The following is a 20153-nucleotide window of genomic DNA, read 5'->3' on the forward strand; positions in this document are numbered from 1 at the left end:
CTGAGATACTTCCATATGGAGACAGTGACGACTTAGCTGGACTCCGTAACATGCCCCAAGATTAGGATAGCGACTAAGTTCCACCCGAAGGTTGTCTCCGTAGTCAGCCTAGTATTCCTTAGAGGCGTAATATCTTGGCGGTTCGGGGCTTTTAGTTGTTCGTGTTCTTGAACAAAGGTGGCTCGCAGCCTGCGTTGTGATGGATGTTCTGGCGCATTCATCTTTGACAGGGCTACGACCTTTGAACGAGCTTCCTTTGGTGCACCCTGATGCTGCCACCTCGATCTTCAATGTGGACAATTGCCGCGTCGTGGACACCCAGACATCGAGTTTTGGGCAACGCAGAATCCAGATTGAAAGCACCGCTGTATCAGAATGCCCGGGGCGGGTTCATCGGCACCCCCTCGCCACTCTGGCCGGCAGAAGCGCGTCCGCGACATCCCCATCGCTGTTCCGGTGGAAGTTGTGTGTGCAAAGCGGCGGCTGTTCTGTGACGAGTCATTGTGCCCGCACAAGACCTTCTTTCAAGCCACGATCGAGGTACCGGCCAGAGCCAAGACAACGAGCAGGCTCCGCCACGCTCTAATGCGCACTGTCATTGACTCCGGCCGTTCCGCGACGGAAACCGACACCACCCACGGTGTCTCCTGGTGGTTGGTGCAAAAGGCGCTGAGCATAGCCGCAACGAAGCTCCCCAACGTTGATCTCCTGCGGCCGCGGATGCTCGGGATCGATGAACTCCGCTTGCGCTTCGTCCGCTTCTTCAAAGATCCAGAAACAAGAAAATTGAAACGGATTGAACCTTGGATGACAACCATTGTTGACCTCGATACCTGGCAGATCCTTGGTGTAGTTAACGCCAGTGACCACACCGGGGTCGGCGCCTGGTTGATCAAACGCCCCTTGGAGTAGCGGCTCGGAGTTCAGGTCGTCGCGATTTGTGCCTCGTGCTAACGCCAACCGAAAGTGGGGCCAGTAGGGCCATTTGAAAATGTACGGTAGGGACACATAGCTAACAGTTCGTTAGCGGGACATTCCTAACATTCTTATTCAGATCAGAGTGGTGAGTGTGAATGATCGTTGTGTTGAAATCTTGTTGACCCCGTCCCGGGAGGGCATCCCAGTATCGGAGGCGTGCCGCCGGCACGGGATCTCTCGACAGAGCTTTTAGGAATATTGTCGCCTGCTGTGGACTGCGGGAATCGCTGGGCTACAGCCCCGGTCTCGGTGTCCGGTTCATTCACCGCGGAAGACCACTTCGGAGGAGGAGTCGTTGAACGTGCGGTTGCGGGTCGATAATCCGCGTTGGGGAGCGAGAGTCCTACGGTCCAATTTCAAACAAGCGGGACTGGATCCTGCGCCGGCTGTATCGACGGTCCATCGCGTCATCGTCCGCCATGCTCTCGTGAGCACGCAGGAAACCCGGGCTCCCAAGACATGGACGCAATTTGAACGTCTGGCCCCGAATGATCTGTGGCCGATTGACGGTACACAGGCCGCTTTATAGGACGGTTCCAAGGCCTGAATCATCGATCTGATCGATGATCATACTCTCTGACCCATCGGCGCCTACGCGGTTCGCGGCGTTACAGCCCTAGTTGTCTGGGCGGCGGTGGAAAAGCCGTTGCCGAGCATGGAGCCCGAGACAGTTAATCAGCGACAAGGGCGGCACTTCCGCTCCCGCAAAGGTAACAAGGCGGTGTTCTTCCAGGAACGACTCACGGCACTAGGTGTAGAGCAACTCCATTCACGCCTTAGTCATCCGAAAAATTGCGGGAAACCGGTACGCGACCATCGCTCAATCAAGGATTACTATGCCGACCACTGGCCAGCCACGACGATCGATGAACTGCAGAAACTCTGCGACACCTTCCGATGCTCCTACAACCTGCAACGGCCCCATCTACCGCTGAACCAAGAAACACCGGGAGCCGCCTACGCCCTGTACAAGAAGGCAACACCGGACGATACCGCCGGATCCGTGAACTACCGCAAACGCAAAATCAACATCGGTCAAGCCCATACCTGACCCACGTTCGCATCATCGAAGGGCCCGACCACAGAACCGACCACTTCGTCGCCACTGGAGAAATCCTCCGCCAACTCACACTCGGACCAGTCGGCACCTATCACGACAGCGGAAGCAAGCGTGGTCGACCCCACAAACCAACCACAACAAACTCGACTGTCAGGCATCTCCCGACAACGCAGTGTCAGGGATGTCCCCGGACCGTACCCCCTCCTAGATGGTTGGGTGCACTGTTTTCAATCGGCAGTCATTGTCCAATTTTCGGTTGGTGTTAACACCCCGGCAACATTCCGAAAAGCCTTGAGGATATGACTGCCCCGAACAGCCGTCTCCTATGATCATTTCCATCCGATCCAGCTCTCGAACCAGACACTGACAGAGAGCCGCCGGCGACTATCTCATCAGGTACGGGTCGTCGTGGCCGGCCCGTAGATCCAGCATGGGCACACCGAATGCTGCTACTGCAGATCAGCGACGCATTCTCAGATCAAGCACGGGCGAAGCTAGAAATCGCCTTCCCACCGACGATCTAATCGGGAAGCTCAATGCAGCTTGGAATGTGCAAGAACAAGTGCGAACACTGCTGCGCGGCGGCTCACTGGAGGACGCCGAGATCGCCAAGGAACACCTTGAATATCTCTTTAAGGGCTCGAATCAGCTCGAGACAACCGGCCTGTGACGGACCGTCTGTCGCTGGTGGAAGGCGGTCGAAGTTCTTATCGTCACCGGTGCCACCACGGGAAAAGTAGAAGCCAACACCGGCATCAAGAGCACGTGACGCGGCTTCGCCAATAGCGCTAACTACACGAATCGTATTAGGCACAGGAGCGCCGTCCGAACAGCAGCGAATCATCCATGACAATAGGGGATTTCACCACGAACCGCGAAGAGCCGGTAACCGGCTCGGAGACCGGCAGCTGAACCAGGCCTCGGATACCATTACCCGAAACCGCGTGAGTTTCGACCCCGACACCCGGGACTATGTCTTACGGCGAGCCCAGCAAGAGAAGACCCGCTGCGAGATCCGCCGCTGTATCAAGTGCATCATTGCCCGGCACCTCTACGGAAAAAACGCCAGCAAGTTTAAACTCAACCCAAAGAAGGCTCGGTTGTCGTTACGGCGAGTCACACCGGGACTAGGTTAATTTTCGGATAGAAATGTCTTCTTGACTCCGCTTCCTAAACATTTCCTTAAATAAAGATAATTGAATTCGAGAAAACTTACGATGAGCAATCCACAAAATTCCAATATATATTATAGTGGCACTAACTAAACCGACACTCATTCGAAGAATCAATGGCATTGCACTCAAGTTCAATATCAAATATGCGCCTGCCGCCCAAAAACTGGCATGAAATGCCGGAAAAACCGCAAGAAACATGTCACGAATAGTCGTTCCCACAAGACGCTTCTGCAAGAAAATAATATATGGCGTAAGTAGTATGCCCGAAATCGTATACCCCCATGCCACGCCCACAATACCTCCTTGTAGGCCGATCAGTATTCCACCGACTTGCACAATCGCTGCAATAATATTAAATCGTAAGTGCGTATTTGCTTTTCCCAAACCAATCAATATTGGCGCATTAACAGCGGTCACTGCCTGCCGAGCCCCTGTAAGCGCTAGGATTTGGAGTACCGGAACTGCACCAGCCCATTGATTTCCTAGAACCAGGTTTACCGAATCCTCAGCAGAGATTGCGATCAGAGCCATCAACGGAAAAGAAACGATTGATATAGAAGATATACTACGGAGCGTAAGAAGAGAAACTCTTTCCAAATCATTTTGGCTGCGAGCCACTGCGGGCAAAAGAACGCGAGTTACGACCTGTCCGACCATTTGAACAGGGGTCAAAAGCACCCGATATGCTAAAGAGTAGAGCGCTAACGCACCACTTCCTAAGATTCTACCGACAACGAGGTTATCAGTGTTTCGGGATGCGACAGAGAACAGATTACCGACAAAAATCTTAATGCCAAACTTGATTGTCCCGTTAAGCTCCACGAATCTCAAGGAAGGTATCGGTGCTCGAGCTGCAATAAGTAGGACGACTGCGACGAACGCATCACTGACTACAAGCTGAATCACAAGAGACCAATAGCCCGCGCCCTGCATGGCGAAAATCAGCCCCAGGAACCCACCCAAAAAAGCGCCAAGAACATCAGCAATTGCAATTGCCCGGAACGCAAAAGTTCGTGTTAGCAGCATTCTAGGCACTATGGCCAGTGCCTTAAATACCAGGCCAGCGCCAAGAACCCAAAGGACTTCAATAAGCTGTGGAGATGAAAAAAACGATGCCACCATCGGAGCTGTGAGGTAAGTAACAAGCATCATGACGGCTGCCAATGTGAGATTAAGCCCCGCGGCTGCAGCAACGACACGCCGAGAGATCCTCGAACGGCTCACCAAGGATGCAGTTAACCCTTGGTCCAGTAGCAACGTAGCAACGACCATGTAAACGTTGGCCTGCGCAACCACCCCATAAGATTCCGGTCCAAGGATTCGCGCCAGAACGAGAGAAAAGACAATCAGTAGCCCTTGTCTACCGACAAGCGACAACGCGTTCCACGCTACCGATTTCTTGGCGGACTTACCTGCGACGTCGTCGTATGAATATTCCGCTATCTTGGTCTTACGACTAATAGCTCGACCAATCACGATTGACTTCTTACGAGCAAATTGGCAGGAAGGACGGAACGATTACGTAGACTCTCAAGTTGGTCAGCCGTTATCACAGGATAACTTTTTCCATCTCTGAATTCAGTGAGCTTCAATTCAATCCAGGCAGGAGTGAAATCCTCGATTAGCACAACGAAATCCCCCAATCCAAGTGAATTAAACAATTCCATTGTTTTGAATTCGTAGGCAACGGCTATCACGGGCGTTCCTGCAACCAAGGCCAATATGGCTAGGTGCATTCTCGTCGTGATAACGAGGTCTACTTCACGGACCATCTGCAATAGTTCAGCCGGTCGGTGAAATTCCTTATCAATACAAACATCTAATCCACGAAATATTTCAGCCGCCAACTTTGAATCATCATATGCGTATGACGGTACTCCCTGGCAAGTCGAAACGGCACGGACTTCCCAGCCGTCTTTTAATAGCATCCTAGCCGCAGACTTCATGGATGAAGAGTAAGTAGTACTATCAAAAGAGTCTTGGTCTACTCCTCTCGACCACTCTCGAACGGAAATAAATGCTTTTGATCGGTTCGATCCTCTAGTCGCCCGTTCGCCCCGACTGAACGAAAAGACGGCGTCAGCCACAACCTGGCCTCTCGGAGCTTCAGGATTTGCGCCAGTCCAAGCCAGCATAGACTTCTCGTCGCGAAAATATACCGCTTGAGTAACCGCAGCTATCTCGCGGATTTGGCTAAGCGCTCTTTGACTCTTGAACGGTCCCATTGACTGCGTCCAGAGGACAACTTGACAGTCTAGTGCCTCAGCCAACTTGAGTTCTTGGACTCTGGGATCAAAATTGTAATGATCAACCAAGTAAGTTCCACCACTGCTAATAAGATAATCAATTCCCTGCAGGGCGTGCCAACTTTTTACAAAACCGCTGTCGCGAAGTATGGGAAGTTTGAATATAGATACGACGATCTTGTTTGAATTAGCGAGTCGATTCACTGCTCTGCGACGCAAACTCTGGAGCACGTTTCGTACTCTGCCAGAAAATCGAGGTGGAGAAACAGTAAGCTGCTGATAAATCGTCCATTCCGGATACAGTTTCGAGGTAACTGAAGCATTCGAATCAAAGACTATAACATCCTTTCGATTCGCAATCCCTGATTCTTCGAGAGCAATAAGTATGCCCTCATAGATCGCCGCGTCGCCGGTATTGGAAAGGACAGCATTTGTTACGGCAATTCTCATTTGAATCCCTATTTTTTCGATTTTGACTGATTTCTTAGATGGTAAAGTCTTGGTAATACGAAATAGTTTTAGAAAAGCTCGTCGTAAATCCGCTCAAGCTCCTCCGTCTGTTTAACGAGATCAAAGTTCTTCCTAACAAATTCCGCCCCATTAGTTCCCAGCTGTTGGGCAAAACCAGCATCGTTTAAAACTGCATGCATGCGTTCTGAGAGGCCCAAAACATCATGTTCGTCGACTAACAATCCTTGTGAATCAGTTGGTATTGCCTCGGGGATTCCCGAATGAAACGTCGAAATAACAGGGGTTCCGGAACTCATTGCTTCGAGAATCGATATCGGTAGTCCCTCTCGGTCACCGTTTCCGGCGGTCACGCTCGGTAGGACAAATGCCGCGCTACGTTTCAACATGCCCCTGACTTCGACATTTGATAGAGGTCCGTGGAATATTGTTTGACGCGAAATGCCTAGGTTGCGAGCTTGTTCCTCGAGTGAAGCTCGGAGTGGCCCGTCACCAACAATATCCAAGACTGAGTCAGGATTCCGAGAAGAAATTTTCGCGAACGCGTGTAGCAGGTTCGACGTACCCTTCTTTTCAACAAGGCGTGCAACATGAATGAAACGCGCTTCACGCACAGAATTACTAAATGCAAATTTCTGAGTATCAATCCCGATGTAATGAGTAACAATGTTTTCTTCATCGAAACCCTGATCCAAGGCTTTCCTTTTTAGATCATTTGAAACGCACAATACTTTTGATGCCTGGCGCATAATCCGCTTCCGAGTAAGCGCATACCTTGCAGCTACAGGTTTACCGGTCTTCAACAGTTGGCTTGGTTTCACCGTGACATCTCGACCGTGTAGAGTCACGACGAGCGGAACGGAAATCGCCTTAGCGGCGGGTAGTGCAAGCATTCCATCCGGTCCAAAATGGGCATGAATAAGCCTCGCGCCAACATCACGAAGCAAACCCGTAAACGCGGTTGAATGCCCTGTGGACGAAAAGATCCTATCCTGAATTTTAGATTGATAACTCTGTAATGAAAATGACTTTACGTCCATAACCGGATCTTTAATCCTAAATCTGGAAACATAGATTGGATTGTGACGCGTCATTGCGCCTGCTTGAGACTGGATAAAAGTTTCCGAAAGTGCAAAGAAATTTTGTCGGAATAAAACTATGTTATCGTCCACCGCGGAATTCCGTATCTTTCGTCGAAAGTTAGGTCAGGTATCACATTTTCAGAATTTCCAGTTAACCTATTATATTTTCCAATTGCATGAAACAGCACCCCATGACGCTGAGTAACTTCGCTATCAGTGGGAACAAGTTGGAATTGCTGGGTCCCTCTGGCGAGACGTCTCCGAAGCCTCGTATCCGAAGACAACTGCCGCATCACGCTTGCGAGAGATTCACGATCCCTTGCGATAAAATGTAATCCATTTTTGTCATGATAAACCCATTCAGTTGGCCCCCCCTCATTAGCCACGATTGTCGGCTTACCGGCGGCAAGATATTGTAAAACGTTTTGACCCAGCGGTTCAGGTCGAATTGACGCCTGAACGCAAATGTCCGCGGCAGCGATGACCTCTTTGACATTGCTAACGTGCCCCAAGAAATCCACATTGCCTTCTATGCCCAATTTAGTGACAAGACATTTCAGTTCTTCGTAGAATTCACCATGGCCGAATGCAGGAGCTCCAGCAAGCCTAAGTCGTACCTTTGTCCCTTTAAACACGTCGGCAAACGCTTCAATTAACAAGCGCTGACCTTTCCACGGGTCGATCCGCGCCACCATGGCAATTGATTCGACGCGGTCATTTATCAGACTTTGGCTCATCCGGGCATCTATGCCAGCAGGGCTCGGAATTACCGTGACTACTGCACCCTTTCCACTCCATTTGACGGCAGACTCCATGGTGGACCTTGAGTTTCCGATAATTGCGTTGGCACGCGGCAATACGAGACGTCTAAATAACAACAGACCAATTCGGCCAAGGCTTGGTTCGTCCACCATGTCACGAAGATGCACCACAAGCGGCTTTCTCGTACCAACACATGCCAATGCGCCATAGAGCCCCGAGCGACTTGTGTTCGCATGGACTACTGCAGCGTCCCGAAATGATGCAGAAAAGCGAAGTGCAAATGCTTGTCCAACAACACCGGCTCCAAATCTAGCGAGGCCAACTATACTGGCGTTGCTGGCACCAAACATTTGCCTTGGTCCAATTTCCTCGATTTTTGCACCCCCGGATATACCTTCGTTGAAGGCATCATTCTCAATTCCGGCGGCACCTTTCGGCACTGCAATAATTGGGTTCCAGGTCTTAGCTCGGCTGGCTATGCGCCGAAGCGCAATCTCTGCACCGCCTGCGGCACGAGTATGATCCAAATGAAGAACGCTGAAGCGTTCCCGGTTGATCAGGTCGAAATCAACGGTTGTCGGCGCACTACTTTGCATCTATCGGTCGCTTTCTCGCAGCAACTGCGGCTAGCCGGGCACAAACTGCGTTTAGCGAACCCTCAATCGTGAGTTTCTTGGCGTTGGTCCACACATGAGAGGCCACCTTTTGCCTCAACTCCTGGTCATTGGCCAGATCTCCTGTCGCTTGGACCCATCCGGCAGAGTCCACGGGATCAAGTACAAAGCGGTCGCGTAGTTCTGGATCTGTAAAAAGCAGCGGTGCCGCACCGAATGCCTTCGAAAGAACCATCGGAATACCGTAAGTAGCCGCTTCTACTGCGCTGCGTCCAAATGCTTCACGGAACGAAGTACCCAGGTAGATTCCTGCCCCGTTCCACAGTGTAAGCGGATCGACCCATCCACCAAACGTTACGTTTTGGGGTGCCATGGTTTCTAGGTCTGCTCGCATCTCTCCGTCGCCATACATTCTGCCCGGCAATTCCAAGTCTCGCAAAACATTCAAGAATAACTGGGGGTTTTTGTCGACCGACATACGAGCAGCCCACACTATATTCGTATTCGAGGCAACGACGTTATGTTCGTTCTGAAGGCCAACGTCTGCTATGCCGGCAGGGACAATGACTGCTGAAGGCCATGCGATATCATCCCGGAGAACAGTTGTAGTGGACCAAACTTCGTCCATACGGCCTAGCGCACAGCGCTCAAGGAAACGCCATAGGAGGCGCTTTGCTTCATTAGCCTCCCCCTTCTGTGGCCAGGCAGCACCACGTACGAATGCAACGCGAATCTGCTTTCGCCAAGGTCTCATGAGCGCGAGCATCATGTCGGTTTGCGGAATCATGGAAATCAACGCATCGGCTGTCTGGACATCTGGATGGCTCACCAATTTTTTGTAAAGTTTCACGAGGCCGCGAAGGCCCCCTCGCCTAATGACTCGAACCTCAACTCCCTCTGGCAATTCTTCCGGTTCCAGGTCTCCGCGTGTGAGGATGAGGGCAGACCAGTCTAGACCCCTCATACGTGCCGATTCGACTAATTGACAAGTGGACCTGAATACACCTCCCTTTGTCACCAAGGGACCCGAAATTATCATCACTTTCATGTCTGGCGAGGCCGAATTACCGCTGGGCATGCTCATCATTTCCTTCTAGTGTTTGGATGGTTGCGCTTCGGCCCGTCCAGGACACGAGTTTTTTCCTGAAAACAGCAGCGTCGAATATTTTCGCATGTTCTCGGATTGCATTCCGGTCCAACGAAGCGGCCGTTTGCAGAGCATGTTGCAAAGACTGAGTATCCTTCGATTTCAGGTGGACGCCACTAATTCCGTCAGCTACAGTTTCCAGAACACCGCCCTCGTTTCCACAAATCACCGGCGTTCCAACTGCCATAGCTTCAACTGGCATGATTCCGAAATCTTCAACAGCCATAAAAACGTATGCCAACGCACGCTCGTAGAGCGCATACAAGAGTTGATCTGACGGTCTTTGGACAAAATAGACCGGAATCGATGATTTTTCTCCCCTTGCCCGTAGGGCTTCTTCTTGGGGGCCGCCACCCGCAATCACCGCTGGGATGTCCGAGGCCTCCGCGATGCTGATCGCCATCTCGAGGCGCTTGTAAGGAACGAACCGCGACGCTGAAAGTACAAATTCTTCCGGCAGTTTTCTGAGTACATCAGCGTCGCCCGGACCCAAGGCGTCGGACCAACGGCTCACACATTGGATGGCACTCACAGAAACCGGCGGGTAGATGATATCCGCGTCCTGATTCCATGTCCGTCGAATACGTTCCCTGACAAATGAACTGTTGGCGGCAAAGTGGGCGCCCTCAGACGCTCTTTTGCGATCGATAGGTTTGAGCACGTTGGCTAGGCCTCTAATTATTGCCGAGTTACCCCGTGCGTCTAGTTCGGGTTCCCAGATGTACCTAGCCGGTGTATGTACATAAACGAATTTCTCATAGTCTTTCCTAACGTCACGGAACGCAACATGATGTGCGAACAGATGAGAACTAACAAGTGACCAATCCGCCTCACCAATTAATTGCCGGCGCCAGGTTGGAAGCATCAATGGCATAGCTAAGGCCTTATTCGACCTAAGGGGCGTTCGACTCAGCCAAGTCTCTGAAACTCTGGACGGGTCAATCTCCGAATGCCCGTCACTCCAGAGCGTCAAAATCCTCGCATCTGAATACGTTGCAGCCATTTCGCGGACGACTTTTTCTGCACCGCCGGTAGGTTCTAGCCACTCGTGTACAATAAGACCGCTCAAGGCTCTCCAATCTTCAGCAATTAATTTTGAGACCAAATATATCCACTAATTCATGTCGAGATTTGAACTATCATTCAATTCAATTGTGATAAGCATCACAATGAGGGTAACTGGCGCGACGGGACATGAACCTAACACTGTAAGAGGCTAAGGCGCAGGGCACCGGGTGGCGATCACTTCTCGCTCGGTCGATGACTTTGTGCGAATTAACACTGTCTAGCATGAGTTGGATAACCCAAGAGTACCCGGACTTAACCAACGGAAGATTCGTCAAATTTAGCTAGGAGGGCCTTACTGGAAGTTCGGGGGAACTGGCTTTTTTGTCGAACCGTAATCTACGTCAATAAACTTCTAGAATATATCTTCCCGATTCGGAATAATTGCCAAGCTACAGAAGGGCCAAATGTCAGCCCTCAAGCCCGCCTTTTAGTGCCCAATGTCAAGTTAAACTAATTCTGCGCGCAATGTAAGTGATGCTGGTGCATCTCGGCATATAGTCAAGTGTAGGATTACGTTCGTGCAAGGACTCATCCATCGAGCCATGCTTCACTATACCGCTCTTACTTTTACATGGGGGAAGCTGGACTTGGAACTACGGGACTACCTGCTCATCTTACGGCGCAGCTGGATAACGATTGTTGCCCTTACGCTAGCCGGTTTGCTGATTGGGGGGCTGGCTTCAATACTCACTAAACCCGTCTATTCGGCGGGTACGCAGCTCTTTGTAGCAACACAGAACTCTGGATCTGTGCAAGACCTGCAAACAGGCAACAGTTTCATTCAGGCCAGAGTTTCCTCTTACGTGAAGACAGCTACGACTCCCACAGTGCTGCAGCCCGTGATCGACACATTGGGACTGACTGAGACACCGCAAAAACTGGCCTCAAGAGTGTCGGCGTCTTCGGATTTGAAAACAGTTCTCATTAATATTTCTGTTGAGGACAGCTCGCCTGTGCAGGCCGCAGCGATCGCTCAGGGCGTGGCAAATAGCCTCATTAAGGCGGTGGACAATCTGGAAACGCCAACGGCCGGAGGGGTCTCCCCGGTCCGTGTTTCCGTCGTGACCCCTGCAATTGCGCCAGTCTCACCCTCTGCACCCAATACCAAGATCAACTTGGCTTTGGGCTTGATTGTCGGTCTTGCCCTTGGAATAGCAGCAGCTCTACTTCGAGCCACTTTGGACACTCGGGTACGAACCGAGCGGGATTTGACGCAGATAACGCAAGCGCCTGTGCTCGGAGGAATTGTATTTGACCCTGATGCGGCGAAGGATCCGTTGGTAAGCGCCGCTTCGATACACAGTCAACGTTCAGAGTCGTTCCGACAACTGAGAACTAATCTCCAGTTCGCGCATGTCAGCCACAAAAGCAAGACGGTTCTGGTCACTTCGTCGCTACCCGGTGAAGGTAAGAGCACAACAGCGACCAACCTCGCCATCTCCATGGCCGAATCCGGTCAGTCAGTTGCTCTCGTTGACGCTGATCTCCGCCGTCCGATGGTTGCTACCTATTTGGGACTGGAAAGCCAAGCGGGCCTCACAACGGCACTCATTGGCCAAGCAGATGTCCAAGATCTCATGCAGCCCTGGGGGCAGAATGAACTTCATGTCCTGACAGCGGGCAGGATCCCTCCCAATCCCAGCGAGCTGCTTGGCTCCACTGAAATGAAGCAACTGATCCTTCGGCTTGAGAAGGCATTTGACTCAGTTGTCATCGATGCCCCTCCTCTGCTGCCGGTCACAGACGCGGCAGTTCTGGCGCAACAAGTTGGCGGCGTAGTTCTGGTAGTTGGTTGCCACACCGCAAAGAGGCCTCAAGTGGAGAAGGCAATTGCGACTCTCGAACTCGTGAATGCAGACGTGCTCGGCGTAGTTCTCAACCGGCTGCCGACCAAGGGGCCAGATGCATATTCGTACAGCTACTATGGCTACGCACCAAAAGACGTAGCTACTCAGCAGCCTCCAAGAAGATCACGTGCAGCCAGCCCGATCGCCGATCCGCCTGCCGAAGACGCTTTTGATGATATTTTGCGCGGCAGAACGTCGCGACGTGCCTAGCCAGGCAATAAAGCATTGCGTCGTCTCGACACCTCGTTCTTCATCATTGTTAGGATTCACCAGCTAATCATTTCAACCGGGGGAACACTTGAATCACAAGGACTGGCGCAACAATTACGTGCGCCGGATGATGGTTGTTGACGCGGTAGTTGTTATTTGGGCGGTTGTGGGCGCTCACCTTATCCGGTTCGGCCTAGAGGGGGACAACCACGTTGCCGGAACGTCGTATGTCATCATCACCTTTTTGCTGCCCTGTGCCTGGTGGCTGATGCTGGACGGCTGGGGTAGCCGGCAACCACGAATCATGGGCTCTGGCCCCGACGAGTACAAGCGGGTTTTTGCAGCCAGTTTGTGGCTTTTCGGCGGACTCGCCATTGTTTCTTATGCTTTTCAGATGGATTTGGCACGTGGATACGTGGGAATTGCATTCCCTGTCGGAGCATTCGGTCTCATAGCGGGACGGTGGGTTCTTCGCCAGCACTTGGGCATGGCAAGGGCTAAAGGAGGGAGTACATTCAGCATCCTAATCGTGGGCGGCCCGCAGGCGGTGGGACATTTAGTTTCGGCCCTTCGACGTTTTCCTCAGGCGGGCTACTCCCCCGTGGCCGCCTACCTTCAGGGAAAAGTCGCATCTGAATTGGAGGAAGTGCTCGGACTTCCCATACATGGAGGAGATCCTACTGCGGCCGACATTCTCGAGGCAGTTCGTGAATGCGGTGCGGATGCCGTTGCCCTGTCCGCCGGAGTGCACCTTTCACCTACGACCATTAGACAATTGGGCTGGGAGCTTGCCGCTGCAGACATTGGCCTAATTGTTGCCCCCGCACTGACGGATATTGCTGGACCACGGATTCATACACAGCAAGTAGCAGGCCTGCCTCTTATCCACGTTACGACGCCAAAACTTGAAGGCGGAAAGCGCGTCGCCAAACGCCTCTTCGACGTATTGTCGGCTGGCACCCTTCTCCTCCTTTTTTCCCCTCTTATGCTATTCATCGCACTACTAATCAAGATGGACAGTGAGGGACCTGTTCTTTTCAAGCAAGAACGGATAGGCATTCTGGGCGCCCCATTCATGATGCTGAAGTTCCGGTCCATGGGTGCAGACGCGGAACAACGATTGGCGGCGCTGCAGGAACGAAGCGAAGGGAATGGAGTGCTCTTCAAGTTGAAAGCAGACCCGCGAGTAACCCGAGTGGGTGCGGTTCTGCGTCGCTACAGCCTAGATGAGTTGCCGCAACTGATGAACGCTTTTGCCGGTTCGATGAGTCTGGTGGGTCCACGGCCTCCGCTTACAACCGAAGTGGACGCATACGAAGAGCATGTTCGCCGCCGGCTCCTGGTCAAGCCCGGGTTGACCGGCCTCTGGCAAGTTAGCGGCAGATCCAACCTGTCATGGCAGGATTCCGTCCGCCTAGACCTCTATTATGTGGAAAATTGGTCCATGACGGCAGACTTGGTCATTCTGTTCCGAACGCTCCGAGCAGTCCTCAAGCGCGATGGCGCCTACTAACAACTTTTCAACTAACTTGACTCCGAAGAAGGCAGTGACATGCAAATATCTGTAATTGGTTGTGGCTACCTCGGCGCCGTCCACGCGGCTTGTATGGCCAAACTTGGCCATGATGTGGTGGGAATCGATGTTGACGAAAAGAAAATCGCCGACTTGGCGGCTGGAAAGGCTCCCTTCTTTGAACCAGGACTGGAAGAACTATTACTTGAAGTTCAGGCAACAGGCAGGCTGACGTTCACTACCGATATGTCTGCTGCACAGGGCCGCGCTGTTCATTTTGTTTGTGTTGGTACTCCCCAGAAGAAGGGTGAGAATGCCGCTGACATGAGCTACGTTGATGCCGCAACCCATGCATTGGTGCCTTACCTATCTGCAGGGGATGTAGTGGTTGGCAAATCAACTGTTCCGGTTGGAACTGCCGCACGTCTGGCCGAATTGGTCCTGCAACAACAGCCGGAAGCCCACCTTGCATGGAATCCGGAGTTCCTGCGTGAAGGCCACGCTGTCAAGGACACACTCACACCGGACCGGTTTGTCTACGGTGTTCCTGAAGGTAATGAGGATCATGCCGCTGTAGCGGCCCTGGACGAGGTCTACTCGACACCGCTGGGAATGGGGACTCGCCGCTTGGTAGCGGACTACGCCACGGCCGAGCTTGTGAAAGCTGCTGCAAATTCTTTTCTGGCAACCAAGATCTCCTTCATCAATGCCATGGCGGAAGTTTGTGAGGCTGCAGGTGCAGACGTCACGGTTCTCGCCGACGCAATCGGACTCGACGATCGCATTGGACGGAAATTCCTGAATGCTGGGATTGGGTTTGGTGGGGGGTGCTTGCCTAAGGACATCCGCGCATTCATGGCCCGTGCCGGAGAGCTGGGGGCCGATCAGGCGCTCACCTTCTTGCGCGAGGTGGACGCCATAAATATGCGGCGCCGCACCCGCACCGTTGAACTCACACGTGAGTTGTGCGATGGCGCCCTCATGGGCCAGCGGATCACCGTGTTGGGCGCCGCCTTTAAGCCGGACAGTGACGACGTTCGAGACTCCCCCGCACTCAGCATTGCGGCCCAACTCCAACTCCAAGGAGCAGTGGTGACGGTGACCGACCCGGAATCCCTAGGCAACGCGGCCCGCCGCTTCCCAGAATTAAATTACGAAACTAACACCGAAGAAGCCCTTCGAAATGCAGATGCTGTGCTCCTCCTGACGGAATGGAAAGAATATCGCGATCTCGATCCGCACGAAATTCGGGACCTAGTGGGTAATGCCAGGATCCTGGATGGACGTAACGCTTTGGATCCCCAGAAATGGCGTGCAGCTGGTTGGACTTACCGCGGAGTAGGACGGCCCTGAGCAGCATGACTGGATCTCCTGACTCGGCGGACGCAAGTCGTCAACGCCGAACAAAACAAACGCCTCGACGTGGCAAGCTCAAGCGCCGCTTGCTTTGGAGCGGCCTCAGCGCCGCATTCCTGGTAGTTGTCATTGGCTGCGCAGCTGCATGGCTGGGGGTTCAGGCTGGCGTCATCAAGGATAACTTGCAGTCCACAACGGAACTGCTGCCTCAACTCAAAAAACAGCTCACAGCGAACGACCAAGCTGGGGCAGCGGCCACGGTGGAAACTCTGTCAAGTCGTACCTCTGCCGCAAAATCAGCCGGTACTGATCCACTATGGAAGGCTGCAGGCGCAATTCCCTGGATTGGGCCAAACTTTGCAGCAGCAACTACTGTCACCGTGACAGCTGATGATGTTGTGCAGCTTGCCGCCAAGCCACTTCTGGGAGCATTCGAGTCTCTCGATTGGAAGTCGCTGACTCCGAAGGACGGTGCCGTTGGGCTGGAGGCCATCACCTCCGCATCACCCAGCGTTGTCGCGGCAGCCAATACAGTTCAGCTCTCCTACGATCGACTGATTGGGATCGACAGGAGCAAATTGGTTCCGCAAATAGCAGAGCCGTTGGCCTCCGCTGAACAACAACTTGACGAATTGCGCGGCACCCTTAATGTTGCCTCAAGCACGGTCCAGCTGTTGCCGGCGATGTTGGGCGGCGGCGATGCCCGCAATTACCTGCTGCTGATCCAAAACAGCGCAGAGGTTCGTGCGACTGGCGGAATCCCCGGAGCGTTGGCAGTTCTCCACACCGAAAAGGGAAAAATTCAGCTCACCTCCCAGGACTCTGCATCGGCAATGGGCGCCTTTATCCCTGCGTTAGAGGTTGATGCTGCCCAAGAAGCTATCTACACCAACCGGCTTGGCAGCTATATGCAGAATGTCAACATGACGCCTGATTTCCCCACCGCCGCGAACACTGCTCGTGCCATGTGGCAGCAACGGCACCCGGGCGATGTCATCGATGGAGTTATCACTCTTGATCCATCAGCCTTGGCTATGGTTCTAGAAGCCACGGGGCCCATTGATGTTGGGTCCGCGATTCCCGAAGGTGTGGATATTGGAACCCTGCCTACAAAACTGACAAGTGGCAACCTTGTTCAGGCGTTACTTTCCGACGTTTACGCCAACATTGAGGCCCCCGCTCTGCAAGATGCTTACTTTGCCGAAGTGGCCAAGACCATTTTCGCGGAAGTTTCCTCCGGAAAAACTTCAGGCGAGAACCTCCTTACTGCATTGAGTAAGGGAGTAGAGGAAAACCGAATCAAGATTTGGTCGGCTCGCGCTGACGAGCAAAATCTCCTGGCTTCCCAGCGCATTGGTGGCGCAATTTCCGGGCCCAGCGTTGCGCCGGCCGCCTTTGGCGTCTACTTCAATGACGGCACGGGCGCCAAGATGGATTACTACGTCAAAAGAACAGTCCAGCTGGTTCAGCAGTGCTTCTCCGGCGGCTACGGTCAATACACGGCACGCATCACCTTGACCAATACAGCACCCACCGATGCCTCTACGTCTCTGCCAAAGTACGTAACCGGTAACGGCGTCTTCGGAGTGGAGCCCGGCCACGTGGCCACAAACGTCATTGCTTACGGCCCCGCTCAGGCTCGCACACAAGCAGCCCGTGTGGATGGAAAAGCTACACCGGCGGGCTCCTTTACTCATGCGAACCGGCCGGTCGGAGTAATCCGGGTGGAGTTGGCTCCAGGTCAAACAACCACCGTGGAGCTTGATTTTGCCAAGGTGGTGCAGTCGAGTCCGGCCCAACTCGATGTCACCCCAACGGTGCAGAACACCGCCGATGTAATTCTTCCGCAGGAGACGGCGAAGGACTGCACATCAGCCACCCCTTAGGCAAACTTTTGCCCTAAAAATGTCCATTATGTAAACAGTTCTTAACGCCTAGATTAAGAATAAGTATTAATCCAATCGAACTTGGTAACCCCATGAGAGTGCTGATAGTCTCAAAAGGTCTCATCATCACCATGGCTTCCACGCTCAACGGGGGCATCAAGCCAATTTCGCTAGAACTCTAAGTGGGGAACCTCTATGAAAAAAACACTCGCTACGCTGGCGCTTGCCGGCATCCTAACCTTTTCCGCGGGAACGGTTGCAGCTCAGGCTGCACCCGAGTACCCCGCTGCTCCTGGCGCAACGGTCTCTGACACCACAGTTGTACCGGGCCAGGCCGTGACATTCGCTGGTGTTGGTTTCACGCCCGGTGAAATCATTGACGTCACTGTTACTCAGACCAGCACCGTAGCCGGCGGAGCCATTGGCTCCATTGGTGGCGGCATTTCCATGTCCAAGCCCCTCATCATCAAGGCTGTAGCTCCCACGAGCTTCACCACCACGGCTGCGGCTGATGGTTCCTTCTCTGTGCCGGTTACCTTGAATGAGAAGGGTAGCTACACCCTGACGGCCACTGGCCGCACCTCAGGCGTTTCTGTCAGCCAGGTTGTTAAGGTTGTCACCAGCCTTGATGCAGGCGCGGGTGCCGGAACCGGCAACAACGTTGCAGGCGCAGGCGTAACCGATGGTGGCTTGGCCAGCACCGGTCTTGACGCCGGCGTGCTGATCTGGTCGATCGTAGGCGCTGGCGCACTTGCTGCCGGTGTCAGCACTGTAGTGGTTTCACGCCGCCGCAGCCGCAACGCATAATATAAATACTCAACTCCGGGTCCACCCGGTGTGTAGGAAAGCCCGGAGCCAAAGGCTCCGGGCTTTCCTTTTATGAAAATCCTTAGGCGGTCTGGTTCAGCGCATCTTCTGCAGCTACCCAAGCCAGCATGGCGCACTTGACGCGGGCCGGGAACTTCGAAACGCCAGAGAGCGCGGCGGCATCGCCAAGAATTTCTTCATCGGCTTGCAGTTTCCCGCGGGACCTCATCACCTCTCGGAAATTGCCAATGAGTGCTTCCACCTCGCCACGGTCCAATCCCACCAGCATGTCGCTGAGGATCGAGGCCGAGGCCATGGAAATGGCGCACCCATCCCCCGCCCAGTGAATGCCGGAAACCTTATCCTCGGCTGTTTCAATGCGCAGGGTGATCTCGTCACCGCACACAGGATTGAGCTGGTGGCACTGCCCCACGTTCTCGGGCAGATCCTTTCCCTCAAGCTGCTCTGCAGGCAAGTCAGATCCGCGGCGGGCCTTTGACTCTTCCAGAATGATTTGTTGGTACAGCGAATCGAGTGCGCTCATGCCTGTGTCCCCTCCACGCCAAAGTAGCCACGGATCTCAGCCACCACAGCCAGGAACGCGTCAACATCGGCAGTTGTGTTGTAAAGATAGGTGCTTGCCCGGGTGGAGGCGTTTAGCCCCAACCGGCGGTGCAGCGGCTGTGCGCAGTGGTGACCCACGCGAACGGCGATGCCTTCAGCGTCAAGGTACTGGCCGACGTCATGCGCGTGAACCCCGTCCACCTCAAAAGCCGCCAACCCGGCGCGCGGAACACCTGCAGCCGGACCCAGCACGCGGATGCCGTCAATGGCCTCCAGCCCGGCAACCAGGCGCTGGCCCAGGAACTCCTCCCACGCGTGGACCCGGTCCATGCCGGTCTCGCGCAGGTAGTTGGCGGCCGTGGCCAAGGCGACAGCCTGAGAGATGGGCTGCGTTCCGGCTTCGAATCGCTGCGGGGCTGGCAGGTACTCGGCTTCCTCCATGGTCACGGTGGTGATCATGGATCCGCCGGTCAAAAATGGCGGCATGGCATCGAGCAGTTCCGTGCGTCCGTAGAGTCCGCCAATGCCTGTGGGCGCCAGCATCTTGTGGCCGGAGAACACCGCGAAGTCAACATCCAGCGCCTTGACGTCCAAGGGCAGGTGCGGGGCCGACTGGCAGGCATCAAGAACCACCAGGGCACCAACGCTGTGCGCCATGGCCGTCAGCTCGGCTACGGGGTTGATGACGCCCGTGACGTTGGAAACGTGAGTGAAGGCCAGAACCTTGGTGTGCTCGTTGAGCAGGACTGCGGCTGCCTGCAGGTCCAGGGTGCCGTCGTCGTGAATGGGGATGAAGCGCAGCGTTGCCCCGGTCCGGCGGCAGAGTTCCTGCCACGGGATCAGGTTTGCGTGGTGCTCCATCTCGGTAACCAGAATCTCGTCACCCGGCACCAGGGCAAAGCGCTTGGCGGCCTCGGAGGTTTTCCCGGTGCTGGCGTTGCCAAAGGCGTAGGCGATCAGGTTCAGGCCCGCGGTGGCGTTTTGAATCCACACCAGCTCGTTGCTGTTGGCTCCGATGAATCCGGCGACGGTCTCGCGGGCATCCTCGAAAGCATCGGTAGCCTCCACAGCCAGTGTGTGGGCGCCGCGGTGCACGGCGGAGTTGCGCTGCTCGTAGTATTCCTGCTCGGCTTCCATGACGCTGAGCGGATTCTGTGAGGTGGCGCCGGAGTCCAGGTAGACCAGCGGCTTCCCGTTCACTTCCGTTTCCAGGATGGGGAAATCATTGCGAATGCGCAAAACTTCAGTATCCGTCAGGGGGACGTGGTGATCGTGCTGAGTGGATCCTGTCACCAAAATTGTGCTCCTCGGTTAGCGCAGCAGGGACGTTATCCGTCCCCCGGAGGTCATAACTGAATACGTCATACCCA

General features: G+C 53.9%; 16 protein-coding genes. 8 read left to right on the forward strand and 8 right to left on the reverse strand.

The features are described 5' to 3' along the window. Positions 1–585 precede the first annotated feature (585 nt). The 3 genes from BLV41_RS21660 to BLV41_RS21665 all read left to right on the forward strand — a co-directional run bounded on the left by BLV41_RS21660 (position 586) and on the right by BLV41_RS21665 (position 2708). A complete protein-coding gene (locus BLV41_RS21660) occupies positions 586–912 on the forward strand; it encodes a hypothetical protein (RefSeq protein ID WP_139244279.1) in 327 nt (108 codons plus the stop codon). 700 nt (positions 913–1612) lie between these two features. After that, complete coding sequence (locus BLV41_RS09875) at positions 1613–2029, forward strand: integrase core domain-containing protein (protein WP_170835450.1); 417 nt, start codon at positions 1613–1615, stop codon at positions 2027–2029. A 439-nt stretch (positions 2030–2468) separates the two neighbouring features. Continuing rightward, entirely contained in the window at positions 2469–2708 is a 240-nt protein-coding gene (locus tag BLV41_RS21665; protein WP_139244283.1) for a hypothetical protein, read from the forward strand. Positions 2709–3165: 457 nt separating this feature from the next. Here BLV41_RS21665 and BLV41_RS09880 read toward each other — a convergent pair whose 3' ends face one another. The 6 genes from BLV41_RS09880 to BLV41_RS22055 form a co-directional block, all read right to left on the reverse strand. After that, positions 3166–4689: a lipopolysaccharide biosynthesis protein gene (locus BLV41_RS09880; RefSeq protein ID WP_074711524.1), complete on the reverse strand. Its 1524-nt coding sequence runs from the start codon at positions 4687–4689 to the stop codon at positions 3166–3168. Then, positions 4686–5909 (reverse strand): polysaccharide pyruvyl transferase family protein, encoded by a 1224-nt coding sequence (locus BLV41_RS09885; protein WP_074711525.1) that lies wholly within the window; start codon positions 5907–5909, stop codon positions 4686–4688. The genes BLV41_RS09880 and BLV41_RS09885 overlap by 4 nt, the downstream gene beginning before the upstream one ends. A gap of 68 nt (positions 5910–5977) precedes the next feature. Beyond that, entirely contained in the window at positions 5978–7099 is a 1122-nt protein-coding gene (locus tag BLV41_RS09890; RefSeq protein WP_083360707.1) for a glycosyltransferase, read from the reverse strand. After that, complete coding sequence (locus BLV41_RS09895) at positions 7084–8367, reverse strand: glycosyltransferase (protein ID WP_083360708.1); 1284 nt, start codon at positions 8365–8367, stop codon at positions 7084–7086. Before BLV41_RS09895 ends, BLV41_RS09890 begins: the two co-directional genes overlap by 16 nt. Further along, positions 8357–9235, reverse strand: a complete 879-nt coding sequence (locus BLV41_RS09900) for a glycosyltransferase (protein ID WP_170835451.1) — start codon at positions 9233–9235, stop codon at positions 8357–8359. Before BLV41_RS09900 ends, BLV41_RS09895 begins: the two co-directional genes overlap by 11 nt. Positions 9236–9449: 214 nt before the next feature. Then, positions 9450–10193: a glycosyltransferase gene (locus BLV41_RS22055; protein WP_170835452.1), complete on the reverse strand. Its 744-nt coding sequence runs from the start codon at positions 10191–10193 to the stop codon at positions 9450–9452. Positions 10194–11118: 925 nt separating this feature from the next. On the opposite strand from BLV41_RS22055, the gene BLV41_RS09910 reads away from it, so the two are divergent. The 5 genes from BLV41_RS09910 to BLV41_RS09930 all read left to right on the forward strand — a co-directional run bounded on the left by BLV41_RS09910 (position 11119) and on the right by BLV41_RS09930 (position 18219). Continuing rightward, positions 11119–12657 carry a tyrosine-protein kinase domain-containing protein gene (locus BLV41_RS09910; protein WP_425284267.1) on the forward strand — a complete coding sequence of 513 codons (1539 nt, stop codon included), beginning with the start codon at positions 11119–11121 and terminating at the stop codon, positions 12655–12657. 130 nt (positions 12658–12787) lie between these two features. Further along, the gene (locus BLV41_RS09915) at positions 12788–14170 is read left to right on the forward strand and encodes a sugar transferase (protein ID WP_483073314.1); all 1383 of its coding nucleotides are present in this window, start codon (positions 12788–12790) and stop codon (positions 14168–14170) included. Between the two features lie 39 nt (positions 14171–14209). Then, positions 14210–15523, forward strand: a complete 1314-nt coding sequence (locus tag BLV41_RS09920) for a UDP-glucose dehydrogenase family protein (RefSeq protein ID WP_074711531.1) — start codon at positions 14210–14212, stop codon at positions 15521–15523. Positions 15524–15528: 5 nt separating this feature from the next. Next, positions 15529–17412, forward strand: coding sequence for a DUF4012 domain-containing protein (locus BLV41_RS09925; protein WP_083360710.1), 1884 nt, complete (start codon positions 15529–15531; stop codon positions 17410–17412). Between the two features lie 195 nt (positions 17413–17607). Beyond that, complete coding sequence (locus BLV41_RS09930) at positions 17608–18219, forward strand: hypothetical protein (protein WP_074711532.1); 612 nt, start codon at positions 17608–17610, stop codon at positions 18217–18219. A gap of 82 nt (positions 18220–18301) precedes the next feature. Here the strand turns inward: BLV41_RS09930 and sufU are convergent, their stop codons facing one another. Beyond that, positions 18302–18763 (reverse strand): Fe-S cluster assembly sulfur transfer protein SufU, encoded by a 462-nt coding sequence (sufU, locus tag BLV41_RS09935; protein WP_074711533.1) that lies wholly within the window; start codon positions 18761–18763, stop codon positions 18302–18304. Then, on the reverse strand, positions 18760–20079 hold the full coding sequence (locus tag BLV41_RS09940; RefSeq protein ID WP_425284268.1) for a cysteine desulfurase: 1320 nt from the start codon (positions 20077–20079) through the stop codon (positions 18760–18762). The genes sufU and BLV41_RS09940 overlap by 4 nt, the downstream gene beginning before the upstream one ends. Positions 20080–20153 lie beyond the last annotated feature (74 nt).

It is taken from the genome of Arthrobacter alpinus (genome assembly GCF_900105965.1).
Lineage (GTDB): Bacteria > Actinomycetota > Actinomycetes > Actinomycetales > Micrococcaceae > Specibacter > Specibacter alpinus.

Bases quoted from the DNA above. Each gene is read 5' to 3' on its own strand.
- BLV41_RS21660 (WP_139244279.1), top strand. From the start codon at position 586: ATGCGCACTGTCATTGACTCCGGCCGTTCCGCGACGGAAACCGACACC.
- BLV41_RS21665 (WP_139244283.1), top strand. From the start codon at position 2,469: ATGGGCACACCGAATGCTGCTACTGCAGATCAGCGACGCATTCTCAGA.
- BLV41_RS09885 (WP_074711525.1), bottom strand. From the start codon at position 5,909: ATGAGAATTGCCGTAACAAATGCTGTCCTTTCCAATACCGGCGACGCG.
- BLV41_RS09895 (WP_083360708.1), bottom strand. From the start codon at position 8,367: ATGCAAAGTAGTGCGCCGACAACCGTTGATTTCGACCTGATCAACCGG.
- BLV41_RS09915 (WP_483073314.1), top strand. From the start codon at position 12,788: ATGGTTGTTGACGCGGTAGTTGTTATTTGGGCGGTTGTGGGCGCTCAC.
- BLV41_RS09920 (WP_074711531.1), top strand. From the start codon at position 14,210: ATGCAAATATCTGTAATTGGTTGTGGCTACCTCGGCGCCGTCCACGCG.
- BLV41_RS09925 (WP_083360710.1), top strand. From the start codon at position 15,529: ATGACTGGATCTCCTGACTCGGCGGACGCAAGTCGTCAACGCCGAACA.
- BLV41_RS09930 (WP_074711532.1), top strand. From the start codon at position 17,608: ATGAAAAAAACACTCGCTACGCTGGCGCTTGCCGGCATCCTAACCTTT.
- sufU (WP_074711533.1), bottom strand. From the start codon at position 18,763: ATGAGCGCACTCGATTCGCTGTACCAACAAATCATTCTGGAAGAGTCA.